The organism is Sphingobacterium sp. UBA1498 (genome assembly GCF_002325125.1).
Taxonomy (GTDB): Bacteria; Bacteroidota; Bacteroidia; order Sphingobacteriales; family Sphingobacteriaceae; genus Sphingobacterium.
This window is the reverse complement of record NZ_DCRG01000023.1, coordinates 147,467-160,099: the sequence shown is the minus strand read 5'-3', so window position 1 is coordinate 160,099 and position 12,633 is coordinate 147,467. Positions and strand designations below refer to the sequence as shown.

The window sequence follows — 12,633 nt, the reverse complement described above, 5'->3', positions numbered from 1 at the left end:
TATCCCCCGGAGGGTAGCAGCTTTTTGTTATTTTAATGGAAGTTTTTAGAAAATCTTTATTTTTATTGCATTCAATACAGATAGTTGCCGATAGGTATGTTGAGAAAGTTGGAAGTAAAATTTACCTTTGCACAAAATTGATGTTATGACTTTTGAAAATTACTTGCAGCAATTCGAAGATATCTTAAATCATCCTGAGAATTACCCGGCCTATCAGGACGAAGAATATTATCAGTACACCAAAATGAACTGGGCTAGAATGGGCCGGTGGTTAAAACGATTTATGCCAAACTCGGATTTTGATCATTTTGTAAAGTCAATTGCTGAGAAACAACAATGGATTATTATTACTGAACCTTGGTGCGGGGATGCGGCGCATTCTGTACCGATGCTCGCTAAAATGGCCTCACAAAACTCCAACATCACGTTGGACATACAACTTCGTGACAGCGCGCCTTTTCTGATCGATTCTTACCTGACCAACGGAGGGAAATCTATTCCGATTCTTGTCATACGTGATGAAAACGGACGAGATTTAGCTGTCTGGGGGCCACGTCCTACAGCTTGCCAAGATTTGTTCTTGAAGCTGAAAGAGCAGGGAGTGGATTTCTCCGAAATTAAAGAAGAAATTCAAAAATGGTATAATGCCGATAAAGGAGTAGCCATCCAAAAGGAAATCCAGTCCCTGCTGGAAAAATAAGGGAAAGTACATTTTTTTCCTTTTCTGGCCATGTTTTGGAAAAGGAATGTTAAGCTAAAACCAAAGAAATATGAACATTGAAGATCTGAGGGATTATTGTTTATCTATCGGGCCAGTTGTGGAAGAAACCCCATTTGGTCCAGATACACTTGTGTTTAAGATTGGCGGCAAGATTTTTTTATTGGTTGGGCTGGATCAGATCGATGAACTTCGGTTTAATGTAAAGTGTAATCCCGAAAGGGCAATAGAATTGCGTGAAAAGTACGAACATACAGTGCTACCGGGCTATCATATGAATAAAAAGCATTGGAATACCATTATTGCCAATCGAGAACTGGAAGACAAAATTCTTGAAGAACTCATTGTCCATAGTTATAGTCTAATTGTTGAAAGCTTGCCGACTAAACTCAAGCAGGAGATCAAGGGGTTATAGCCAGCCCATATATTTGACGAATCGGTTTACTGTTAAGGAAAAGCATTTCAATGACTTTTTCTGACACTTGGTATGCTGGATTTGCCAAAATTGTGAAATCACATCGATTAATAAATTTACACTAAATATTATTTTTATGAAGCGAACACGAAATTACTTGTGGGTAATCGGTTTTACGTTCCTTCTCAGCTTGGGAAGTTGTATCAAGGAAGAAGCTCTGAATGCTGAGGCGGACATCGAAGCGGCTAGTATCCCTCAAGGGGATCAGGTTTTAAAGGGTAACCCCTCCATAGATAACAATACTGTTGTTTTCCCATTAAAACGTTTTACGGGGAATTATATGCAATCTCCTGAATTTGTGTTGACGCCTGGGGCATCAATCGAGCCGAAAAGTGGTACAGAACTTAATTTTTTCGAACCACAAAAATATACTGTTACTTCCCAGGATGGAGCTTGGACTAAGACATATACGGTTTCATTTGTGATTGATGAAGGGGCAGATTTATATGCTCCTTTTGAGAATGCTGAAGTGGTAGATACGGATAGTCCAGAAGGACATTATCATAAGTTTTTTGATTTGACAACACTAGGGCAAAAAAAATATAATTGGGCAACAGCAAATGATGGATATAATATTTTAGCTGCTACTCTTTTAGAACAAGGAGAACAATTGGTCCCTGGCTTTTATCCCACGACACAGATAACAGATGGTTATATCGGTAAAGCTGCGAAACTTACGACCAAAAGTACAGGAGCATTAGGTGGACTATTTGGCTCACCCCTCGCTGCAGGTAATTTATTCTTAGGGGAATTTAAAACAACATTTCCAACAATTAACTCCACACGTTTTGGACTTCCTTATGACAATAAAACTGCCCCTTTGGCATTGAGGGGATTTTTTAAATATAAAGCTGGTGAGTTGTTTATTGTAAACAATGCGCCTTCACAGCTAAAGAAAGATACTTGGGATGGGTATGCGTTATTGTTTGAAAAGGTCTCACCGCCGAAAGATAATTTTCTAACTGGAGCACATAGCTTCACTGATCCACGTATAGTTGCCGTTGCACGCGTGGGAGCAAAAGAGCAGATTGAGACAAATGTATGGACGCCATTTAACCTTCCTTTCTCTTTTGTCAATGGTAAATCATTCGATCCCACTAAAGAATATATGTATACAATTGTATTTAGTTCAAGTAAAGAGGGGGATAAGTTTAACGGTGCTGTAGGCAGTACATTACTTATTGATGAAGTAGAGCTAGTTGTAAATAACTTAAAATAGTATCCCTTCTATTATCAATAAATATAAATACTTCAATGGAGGAGCATATCACTGAATATATTCCCAATTGGTGTGATCATTTTTAAATTAAAGACTATCTAATGAATAAGTTTCTCTATATAATTGCTGTCTTCATGATAGCGACTGGTGGTGTGCAGGCTCAAAGCGGCACGTCAAATCATCCAAATTTTTTCAATACCGATATCGATTACGCATTGCAGGCTCAGTTCAGTATTGGTGGCAGTAGCCCGTTGGGTCTCCCTCAAACCATACGGAAGATTGAAAGTTTCAATCCAGGTTTGCAGGTCGGACTAGAAGCAAATGCGACAAAATGGTTAGGTGAAAAGAAAATCTTGGGGGTTCGTACCGGGCTTCGCTTCGAAACAAAAGGGATGAAAACTAAGGCGCGGGTGAAAAACTATTTAACGGAGATTGTAAAAGATAATGCTAAAGTGAAAGGGTATTATACGGGTAAAGTGGAAACTAACGTTCAAAATACCTATCTAACACTGCCGGTGTTAGCGGTCTATAAGTTATCTAACCGGTGGAATCTCTATGGAGGACTTTATTTCGCTACATTATTGGATAATAGTTTTGATGGAAATGTGTCTGATGGTTATTTGCGTCAAAATACACCAACCGGAACAAAAATTACATTTGAAGAGGGAAGTCAGGCTTTCTATGATTTCTCTGAGAACGTTCGGAAATTTCAATGGGGAACGCAAGTTGGAGCAGAATGGCTCCTGAACCAACACTTTAAATTTTTAACCGATCTGACCTACGGATTTAACAATATCCTCGAGAAAGATTTTAATTCTATAGACTTTAGTATGCATAATATCTATCTAAATGTTGGATTTGGCTACACTTTTTAAGCATAAATTAGGTGTTTCGCGACCTAAAATGAAAAGGATACCATTAGTTTAATGGCTAATGGAATCCTTTTTGATATATTTTTGGAGTTTTATCTTCCTTTTACAGATTACATTTTTAATCCGATTTCTCTCAACCGCTCATCCAGGTATTGACCCGCGGTATAATCTTCGTAAACTTTCGGGTGTTCTGCATCGATGCATGATTCTAGTGAAGCCAAGCTCATGGAAGATTTTGGATGCAAAAAGAAAGGGATAGAAAAACGCGAAGTTCCCATCTTTTCCCGTGGAGGATTGACAACACGGTGCGTAGTTGATTTCAGCTTATTGTTTGTCAATCGTTGCAACATATCGCCCACATTAATAACAATATCTTCGCCTTTGGCTTTAATAGGGAACCATTCGCCATCTTTTGTCAACACTTCTAGACCATCCGCACTGGCACCAATTAATAAGGTAATGAGGTTGATATCTTCGTGTGCACCGGCACGAACAGCGTCAGGCGCTAAGGCATCAGGGTCATTGATTGGGAAATAATGGATCGCACGTAGAATAGAATTACCATTGATAACAAATTTTTCGAAGTAATTCTCTTCCAGGTCAAGGTAGATCGCAATCGCTTTCAGTAAGTCGCGGCCTGTATCTTCAAGCTTTTTATAAACCTCAGCTGTGACACCGTTAAAGCGAGGAATTTCAGCAACTTCTGGATTGTCCGGAAAATCAGCTTTGGAATATTTTTCGCCAACAATTGTTTGGCCGCGCTGCCAAAATTCTTTTAAGTCCGGAGTCTTCGCATCTTTAGCTTTTTCTCTTCCTTTTGCTGTATAACCACGCTGACCTGCCAATTCTGGAAACTCATATTTTTCCTTCGTCTCAGTAGGTAAGCTGAAAAATTCAGGAACTACTTGGTACAACTCCTCGATCAGATCTTTTGATAAGCCATGATTTGCAATCGTTACAAAGCCCGTTTCGTTAAACGCTTTGCCAATATCTTGAATAAATTGATTTCTTTGTTCTTGGGTTCCTTGTGTGTAATGCTGCAAGTCCAAGCGCGGTATGTTTACTAAAGCCATACAGTGTTGATATTTGTTTAGGACAAAGTTAACGGAATTAATTTTGATTATTACATAAAGGTTGTTAATAAAAGTTTTTAGTTTTACTGTATCGTTCTGTATTTCAGTGTTTAAAAGTTTTCCACATTTCAATAGTGCTCTTAGTTTCGCTTAACCTATAAACGGTCATCATGCTGACGAATATATGACAAAATTTATAGTTCGGATCTTGCTATTCTAATTCCTAACGAGTATATTTGTTATGCAAGCATAATAAATAGCTTGAGAGTGCGCTTATGAACCAAAATCAGACAATCGATTATTTTTTAAAAACAGGCTGGCAGACCATAGCCAATAAATACAATCAAATCGCTTCGCAGTATGGATTTACGCAGGCGGCGGGTTATATTTTGATAAATATCCATAAAGAAGGCACTCCTGTTTCTCAGATTGCAAATCTGACGGGAGTTAAAACAACTAGTTTGTCTCGGGTGTTGAATAATTTGGAGTCATTGGGATTTATTTACCGGGAGACTAGCGAAACGGATAAAAGATCTGTGAAAGTATATTTGACAGAACTCGGTCGCGAAAAAAGGAGAATTGCTAAAGATGTCGTGCGTAATTTCAATCAATACCTGGCAGATAATTTTTCAGAAAATGAGCGTGACCAATTGATTGCTTCGCTAGCGAAACTAAATGATCTTGCAAACAGCTACAAGGAAGAAGTAATCGTCTAGAATTTAAACCAAATGTACAGAAGTGCATACTAAATATGTTATGATGAACAGAAATATTAGAAAAGTGGCAGTTCTCGGTTCGGGTGTTATGGGCTCGCGAATTGCTTGTCATTTTGCTAACATTGGTGTTGAAGTTTTACTGTTGGATATCGTTCCACGTGAGCTTCTCCCAGCGGAAGAAGCCAAGGGCCTAACGTTGGAGAGCAAGATCGTCCGGGATCGTATTGTTAACAGTTCTTTAGAAACGGCTTTAAAAACAAATCCATCACCAATTTATAGCAAGTCTTTTGTTAAACGAATCAAAACAGGAAACTTTGATGATAATCTTCAAGATATTGCCCACGTGGATTGGATTATCGAGGTTGTCGTTGAACGACTTGATGTTAAACAGTCCGTTTTCGAGCGTGTTGAACAATTTCGAAAACCTGGAACATTAATTACCTCCAATACTTCTGGTATTCCCATTCATTTGATGACAACAGGTAGAAGTGAGGATTTTAAAGATCATTTTTGCGGTACCCACTTCTTTAATCCACCCCGCTACCTACCTTTGTTGGAGGTTATTCCAACACCGCATACCAAACCTGAAGTCGTCGATTTTATTCTTCAATTCGGTGATAAGATGTTAGGTAAATCTGTTGTATTATGTAAAGATACACCGGCATTTATTGGAAATCGTATCGGGGTTTATTCGATGTTGGCGGTCACTCATCTGGTGGAACCTCTCGGTTTAAGCGTTGAAGAGATCGACAAATATACAGGCCCGGCAATGGGACACCCTAAATCGGCAACATTTCGTACGGCAGATGTGGTCGGACTGGATACTTTGGTGAATGTTGCTAATGGTTTGGCACAGAATGCGCCGGAAGATGAAGCTAAAGGTGTGTTCCAACTTCCTCCATTCATCAGTAAGATGGTAGAAAATAAATGGTTGGGCGAGAAAACCAAAAAAGGATTTTATGAAAAAGTAAAAGCTGATGATGGTAGTTCAGAGATTTTGTCTTTAAATCTAAAAACGCTGGAGTTTGGGTCGCAGCAAAAAGTGAAATCAGCGACTTTGGAATCCACAAAACCTGTAGATGATATCCGCAAACGGATGAAAGTATACGAACAGGGAACCGATAAAGCCGCAGAACTCTTCCGTGCCATGCATTATCCCTTGTTTGAATATGTATCCCGCCGTGTCCCAGAAATCACCGATGACTTCTTCCGAATAGATGATGCTATGCGAGCCGGATTTGGATGGGAGTTAGGACCATTTGAAGTATGGGATGCCTTAGGTGTTCGCGAGACTTTAGCTAAAATTAAGGCGGAAGAAAAACGACTTCCAGGCCAAAATGGTGAAGTTGCAACCTGGGTACATGAAATGCTAGATGCAGGACATGAATCCTTCTATAAAATTGAGAATGGCGTGCGCCATTATTATGACATTGCTTCAAAGTCGTATAAACCTATTCCCGGAACAGAGGAACTTATTGTGTTGGATCATATCCGTGAAAGTAAAACGATCTGGAAAAACACAGGTGTCTCTATTATAGATCTAGGTGATGGTATTATCAATTGTGAATTCCACACCAAGATGAATACCATTGGTGGCGATGTGATTCAAGGTTTGAATAAAGCGATCGATCTTGCTGAAAAAGAATACCGCGGATTGGTAGTTTCTAATGATGGAAAAAATTTCTCTGCTGGAGCTAACATCGGAATGATTTTCATGATGGCAGTAGAACAGGATTTTGACGAATTGAATATGGCAGTCCGTGCATTTCAAAATACATCGATGCGGTTGCGGTACTCATCAATTCCGGTCGTCGTTGCTCCCTTTCAAATGACCCTCGGCGGTGGCTGTGAATTTTCAATGCATGCGGATTTTGTGCAGGCTCATGCCGAAACATATATGGGTTTGGTCGAATTAGGAGTTGGTGTTATCCCCGGCGGCGGCGGTACCAAAGAATTTACACTAAGGGCCTCTGAAGAATTTAAAGAGGATCAAATTGTTCAAAACACGTTGAAAGATAAATTCCTCACTATTGGGCAGGCAAAAGTATCCACTTCTGCTTATGAAGCTTATGAACTTGGCTATTTGCAGAAAGATAAATTTGCAATAACAATGAATCGTGCCCGCCTCTTGGCAGATGCCAAAGCAAAGGCCATAGAGTTGGCCGATAAGGGATATGTTCAGCCGGCTCCGCGCAATGATATCAAGGTTTTAGGCAATCAGGGATTGGGAATTGTGTATGTGGGAGCTTCGTCTATGCGAGAGGGTAACTATATATCAGATTATGATCGTAAGATCTCAGAAAAGCTAGGCTGGGTGATGTGTGGAGGAAACTTATCATCACCGACCGAAGTGTCCGAACAATATTTACTGGATCTTGAACGTAGAACGTTTCTCGAGCTTTGTGCAGAACGCAAAACACTTGAAAGGATTCAATTTATGTTGACAAAAGGTAAGCCTTTACGGAACTAAAACTCACTACTCACGAAAAAAATAAAAATAATGGAAGCATATATAGTAGCAGGATTTCGTACAGCAGTAGGTAAAGCGCCGCGAGGAGTATTTCGCTTTATGCGGGCGGATGATTTAGCATCGGATGTGATTAAGCATCTCGTATCTACTGTGCCGAATTTAAATAAAGAAGATATAGATGATGTTATCGTTGGAAATGCAATGCCAGAGGCTGAACAGGGGCTCAATATGGCACGTTTTATTTCCTTAATGGGATTGGATACCGATAAGGTGCCCGGAGTGACTGTCAATCGATACTGCGCATCTGGGTTGGAAACTATTGCCACAGCGGTAGCGAAAATTAAGACAGGTATGGCAGATGTCATTATTGCCGGCGGGGTAGAAGTCATGTCCGGAATGCCTTTTGGCGGCTGGAAAATTGTGCCCAATCCTGTGGTCGCCAAAGATCATCCCGACTGGTACTGGGGTATGGGGTTGACAGCTGAAGCGGTCGCTAAAGACTACAAGGTTTCCCGTGAAGACCAGGATGCATTCGCACTTAAATCAAACCAAAAGGCAGTTGCGGCTATTCAAAACGGCCATTTGAAAGATGGTATCGTGCCTATCACTGTAAAAGAAAATTATTTAAAGGACGGCAAAATTGCAACACGTGAATATGTGGTCGATACCGATGAAGGCCCTCGCGCTGATACCTCCTTGGAGGCTCTGGGAAAGTTAAAACCAGTTTTTGCTGCAAATGGTTCGGTGACTGCAGGTAATTCCTCACAAACATCTGACGGCGCGGCATTTGTCTTAGTGATGTCCGAAGCTAAAGTGAAAGAGCTTGGCGTGAAGCCTATTGCAAAGCTCATTAGTTTTGCTGTGGCAGGCGTTCCACCTCGCATTATGGGGATTGGACCCATTTATGCAATACCTAAGGCTTTGCATAGAGCGGGGCTTAAAAAAGAAGATATTGATCTCTTTGAGCTGAATGAAGCTTTTGCGTCTCAGTCGCTAGCCGTTATCCGTGAACTTGGGTTAGACGAAGAAAAGGTGAATGTCAATGGCGGTGCTATCGCTTTAGGTCACCCACTTGGCTGTACGGGAGCTAAATTAACAGTCCAAATTTTAAACGAGTTGAAACGCAGAGGCAAAAAGTACGGGATGGTGACGATGTGCGTGGGAACTGGTCAGGGAGCAGCAGGTATTTTTGAGTTATTGGACTAAAATTAGCCGCATAGAATAGCACTGTAAACAGCATATGGATTTCTGATCTCATAGCTAATAGAAGTATTTTAAAAAACATGGTGGACAGCAACATCACTTAGCTGCAATTTGCGCGTCCATATAAATCTAAAAAGACAATGAGCGAAAATAAAGCAATTAAAGGCGGAGAGTTCGTGATTAGAGAGACTCCCTACACCGCAGTTTTTATTCCAGAAGAGTTTGATGAAGAAGCTAAAATGATTCGTCAGACCTGCTTAGATTTCTTGGATACAGAAGTATTGAATAAGCTTGACCGTATCGATGCGCAAGAGGAAGGTCTGATGCCCAGTTTGATGGATAAGGCCGGTGAACTTGGCATGCTGGGCGTTTCTATTCCCGAAGAATATGGCGGTTTTGGCAAGAGTTTCAACACTTCAATGCTCGTTGCCGATGCAGTAGGTGGTGGGTTTTCCTTTGCGGTCGCGCTGTCAGCCCATACAGGAATAGGTACCCTGCCTATTTTGTATTATGGCAATGATAGTCAAAAGGCAAAATATATTCCTAAACTTGCTACTGGTGAATGGAAAGCGTCGTATTGTTTGACAGAACCCAACGCTGGATCGGACGCAAACTCGGGACGTACCTCGGCAAAATTAAATGCTGAGGGAACCCATTATTTGATCAATGGTCAAAAAATGTGGATTACGAATGGTGGTTTTGCAGATATTTTTATCGTATTTGCAAAAATCGATAATGATAAAAACTTGACGGCATTTATTGTCGAGAAAGATTTTGGCGGTATTACGATGAATCCGGAAGAACATAAATTGGGTATTAAAGGATCTTCAACACGCCAGATCTTTTTTAATGATTGTGCTGTTCCGGTAGAAAATATGCTTTCTGATCGTGAGAACGGATTTAAGATTGCTGTAAACATCCTAAATATTGGTCGTATAAAACTTGGAGCCGCTACGATCGGTTCGGCACGGATGGTCATCAACCATGCCGTACAGTATGCCAATGAACGTGTGCAATTTAATTTGCCGATTTCCAAATTCGGTGCTATCCGATATAAGCTGGCCGAAATGGCAACACGTTTATTTGCCGTCGAGTCGGCATCCTATCGCGCAGGTCAGAATATTGACGACGCCTACGATGCGCTGATTGCGGGTGGTATGGATGAAGCAAAAGCAAAATTGAAGTCTGTGGAGCAGTTTGCGATCGAGTGCGCTATTATCAAAGTGTGGTGTTCAGAAATGTTGGATTATGTGGTGGATGAGGGCGTACAGATTTATGGTGGAATGGGCTATTCGGCGGATGCACCTATGGAACGTGCTTATCGGGATTCACGGATCAACAGGATTTTTGAAGGCACCAACGAAGTGAATCGTTTGCTCGTCGTAGACATGTTGTTAAAACGCGCCATGAAAGGGGAATTAGACCTGATGGGGCCTGCGCAAGCTGTAGCCGGTGAGCTTTTAGCTATTCCCGACTTTGCAGATGAGGATGACGCACCTTTTGCAGCAGAAAAGAAAATTGTGGCAAATCTTAAAAAGGCGGGATTATTAATTGCAGGAGCTGCTGTACAGAAATTGATGATGTCGCTTTCCAAAGAAGAGGAGATTCTAATGAACATAGCCGATATTATTGGATATGTTTATATCACCGAATCTGTTTTGTTACGTGCGGAAAAATTGGTACATACAGGATCTGATAAAGCTGATTACGCAACAGATATGGCTAAAATCTACCTGTATGGTGCGATAGATAAAGTCAGCGCTGCTGGCAAAGAAGCATTGTATTCATTTGGTGAGGGCGACGAGCTGAACATGATGTTGGTTGGTTTGCGCAGATTCACTAAAGCCCAACCGTTCAATGTGAAAGATGCCCGTCAGCGAATTGCAAAAAAATTGATAGACGAGAATAAGTATTGTTTTTGATTGAAAATAAATTATTGGTTTTGGTTGATGGCCGAAGATTTCTCTTCGGCCATTTTTGTGTTACAATTCCAGAAGTAACTGTAATTATATTAAATTTAACCTTTTAAACCCTAACCATTATATGACATCTTCAAGATCATTTACATTTACAGAAGACTGGGTAGTCGTCATCTTGGGAATTGCTACCATCCTTCTTGCATTATCAGGAGTCGTGGCACCAGTACCTAGTTTTTCGTGGAATAATTCGGCCGAACTCGTATCAACTGTATTGGACCCGGCAAATTTAATGAAGCTATTTGAGCAATTTATTTACGTATTCGTAACCGCACTATTGGGCGCATTTCTTTTGGGAAAATCTATAAAATATTTATTAGTTGTATTTCCTGTTGTATTTTTCCTTACGGTATTTGCCTTGGTTTTGGCAGGCAATGCAACGGTTAAAGAATATAATCTCGAAGCTGTAATTTTTAGTTTGATTATTGGGTTAATTATCAGCAATTGCTTTAAACTGCCTAAGTGGTTTAAAGAAGCGCTCAGTACGGAGCTTTATGTCAAGATCGGTCTAATTCTACTTGGAACCACCGTTATCTTCGGAGATATTCTCAAAGCCGGATCCTTGGGGCTTATTCAAGCGCTGGCTGTCGTACTGTCGGTTTGGTACTTCGCTTTCTGGATCTGCAAAAAGTTAAAGATTGATAAAGAGATGGCGTTGATGTTGTCGAGTGCAGTATCTATTTGTGGTGTCTCTGCTGCAATAGCAACTTCAGGCGCGATCAAAGGCGATAGTAAAAAACTTTCCTATGTGATTTCGTTGGTCCTGATTACGGCGATTCCAATGATGATCTTCATGCCTTACATGGCAGAGTGGATGGGGTTGTCGCAAGAGGTTACAGGTGCTTGGCTTGGTGGTAGTATTGATACAACGGGAGCTGTAGTGGCTTCCGGGTCGCTCGTAGGTGAAAGAGCTTTGGAGATTAGTACTATTGTGAAATTTTCACAAAATGTATTGCTTGGACTAGCAGCTTTTGCGATCAGTATTTATTGGACTTATGCTAAATCTGTTGATGATGAGACCAAACGCGATAAACCGACATTGAAAATTATCTGGGAACGCTTCCCAAAATTTGTATTGGGCTTTGTATTAGCCTCCCTGTTATTCTCTTTTATTGTATCTCCTGAGAAGATAGATGCGGTCAAAGGAAGTTTGAAAAACTTACAGGGGCTTTGGTTTACCTTAGCATTTACATCAATCGGTTTGGAAACGAATTTTAAGGACCTTTTTGTACAAGATAATAAGAAGCCGTTGTATGCTTTTCTGATTGCTCAGACTTTTAATGTTATTATTACTTTATTGATTGCATTGGTGTTATTTCGCTAAGAAGGTAAGTGTTTCAACGTGAAACAGATCGTTATAATATGACGGTAAAGATGGTCGTCCAAATAGGATGGCCTTTTTTATGCGTTTTCATAACGAGGTTATGCGTGGCGATTTTTTTCTGGCTCATAGTACAGATCATTGTTTTTTATAATAACGCTTTGCTTCTCGATTTTTGCTGGATTGTTAGCGTATAGGATTGTTGCCGCCTTGATTTTTTATCCTGAGTGGACGATGAATAGCCTTTTTTTTTCTATAAATAGCTGTTAATTAAGGGTTAATGTGTTTTAAAAAAAAATATTATAAAATCTATCAAATTAGTAGTCTTTTAAAAAATATTTATATATTTGTATCGTCATCTGACTTACAGGCAAGTAGAGCAGCGGGCGAAATGAACTAACTTGATTATGAATCGAACTAGCAATAGCATTTGATCTTATAAAAGAGAATATGTGTTCATAGCTTTTTAAAATTACAACATAAATATGCACATGCAACTGATGCGTGAATGGCAAGGTAAATAAAAGAAAATAACAAATAAAACGAATGAAACAAGATTACTCCGCAAAAACAAGTGTATTGCTTTTTCC

10 protein-coding genes are annotated in these 12,633 nt (G+C 40.1%); 9 read left to right on the top strand and 1 reads right to left on the bottom strand.

Features of this window, described 5'->3' with window-relative positions:
• Positions 1 to 145: 145 nt before the first annotated feature.
• The 4 genes from B3139_RS13895 to B3139_RS13880 all read left to right on the top strand — a co-directional run bounded on the left by B3139_RS13895 (position 146) and on the right by B3139_RS13880 (position 3,287).
• Positions 146 to 700, top strand: a complete 555-nt coding sequence (locus B3139_RS13895; RefSeq protein WP_293884062.1) for a thioredoxin family protein — start codon at positions 146 to 148, stop codon at positions 698 to 700.
• A gap of 70 nt (positions 701 to 770) precedes the next feature.
• Positions 771 to 1,133 (top strand): MmcQ/YjbR family DNA-binding protein, encoded by a 363-nt coding sequence (locus tag B3139_RS13890; RefSeq protein ID WP_209578098.1) that lies wholly within the window; start codon positions 771 to 773, stop codon positions 1,131 to 1,133.
• Between the two features lie 136 nt (positions 1,134 to 1,269).
• Entirely contained in the window at positions 1,270 to 2,412 is a 1,143-nt protein-coding gene (locus B3139_RS13885) for a PCMD domain-containing protein (protein WP_209578099.1), read from the top strand.
• 101 nt (positions 2,413 to 2,513) lie between these two features.
• On the top strand, positions 2,514 to 3,287 hold the full coding sequence (locus B3139_RS13880) for a porin family protein (RefSeq protein WP_209578100.1): 774 nt from the start codon (positions 2,514 to 2,516) through the stop codon (positions 3,285 to 3,287).
• A gap of 107 nt (positions 3,288 to 3,394) precedes the next feature.
• Here the strand turns inward: B3139_RS13880 and B3139_RS13875 are convergent, their stop codons facing one another.
• Entirely contained in the window at positions 3,395 to 4,357 is a 963-nt protein-coding gene (locus tag B3139_RS13875; protein ID WP_209578101.1) for an isopenicillin N synthase family dioxygenase, read from the bottom strand.
• A 275-nt stretch (positions 4,358 to 4,632) separates the two neighbouring features.
• Here B3139_RS13875 and B3139_RS13870 point away from each other — a divergent pair, with 275 nt between their 5' ends.
• From B3139_RS13870 to B3139_RS13850, 5 genes are all read left to right on the top strand, one after another.
• Positions 4,633 to 5,073: a MarR family winged helix-turn-helix transcriptional regulator gene (locus B3139_RS13870; protein ID WP_209578102.1), complete on the top strand. Its 441-nt coding sequence runs from the start codon at positions 4,633 to 4,635 to the stop codon at positions 5,071 to 5,073.
• Between the two features lie 40 nt (positions 5,074 to 5,113).
• Complete coding sequence (locus B3139_RS13865; RefSeq protein ID WP_209578103.1) at positions 5,114 to 7,543, top strand: 3-hydroxyacyl-CoA dehydrogenase/enoyl-CoA hydratase family protein; 2,430 nt, start codon at positions 5,114 to 5,116, stop codon at positions 7,541 to 7,543.
• A 30-nt stretch (positions 7,544 to 7,573) separates the two neighbouring features.
• The gene (locus B3139_RS13860; protein ID WP_209578104.1) at positions 7,574 to 8,749 is read left to right on the top strand and encodes an acetyl-CoA C-acyltransferase; all 1,176 of its coding nucleotides are present in this window, start codon (positions 7,574 to 7,576) and stop codon (positions 8,747 to 8,749) included.
• 137 nt (positions 8,750 to 8,886) lie between these two features.
• A complete protein-coding gene (locus B3139_RS13855) occupies positions 8,887 to 10,668 on the top strand; it encodes an acyl-CoA dehydrogenase family protein (RefSeq protein ID WP_209578105.1) in 1,782 nt (593 codons plus the stop codon).
• A gap of 121 nt (positions 10,669 to 10,789) precedes the next feature.
• A complete protein-coding gene (locus B3139_RS13850; RefSeq protein WP_209578106.1) occupies positions 10,790 to 12,046 on the top strand; it encodes a YeiH family protein in 1,257 nt (418 codons plus the stop codon).
• Positions 12,047 to 12,633 lie beyond the last annotated feature (587 nt).

Excerpts from the sequence above, each read along its gene's own strand:
- B3139_RS13850 (WP_209578106.1), top strand. The coding sequence starts at position 10,790 with ATGACATCTTCAAGATCATTTACATTTACAGAAGACTGGGTAGTCGTC.
- B3139_RS13895 (WP_293884062.1), top strand. The coding sequence starts at position 146 with ATGACTTTTGAAAATTACTTGCAGCAATTCGAAGATATCTTAAATCAT.
- B3139_RS13860 (WP_209578104.1), top strand. The coding sequence starts at position 7,574 with ATGGAAGCATATATAGTAGCAGGATTTCGTACAGCAGTAGGTAAAGCG.
- B3139_RS13880 (WP_209578100.1), top strand. The coding sequence starts at position 2,514 with ATGAATAAGTTTCTCTATATAATTGCTGTCTTCATGATAGCGACTGGT.
- B3139_RS13855 (WP_209578105.1), top strand. The coding sequence starts at position 8,887 with ATGAGCGAAAATAAAGCAATTAAAGGCGGAGAGTTCGTGATTAGAGAG.
- B3139_RS13870 (WP_209578102.1), top strand. The coding sequence starts at position 4,633 with ATGAACCAAAATCAGACAATCGATTATTTTTTAAAAACAGGCTGGCAG.
- B3139_RS13865 (WP_209578103.1), top strand. The coding sequence starts at position 5,114 with ATGATGAACAGAAATATTAGAAAAGTGGCAGTTCTCGGTTCGGGTGTT.
- B3139_RS13890 (WP_209578098.1), top strand. The coding sequence starts at position 771 with ATGAACATTGAAGATCTGAGGGATTATTGTTTATCTATCGGGCCAGTT.
- B3139_RS13875 (WP_209578101.1), bottom strand. The coding sequence starts at position 4,357 with ATGGCTTTAGTAAACATACCGCGCTTGGACTTGCAGCATTACACACAA.
- B3139_RS13885 (WP_209578099.1), top strand. The coding sequence starts at position 1,270 with ATGAAGCGAACACGAAATTACTTGTGGGTAATCGGTTTTACGTTCCTT.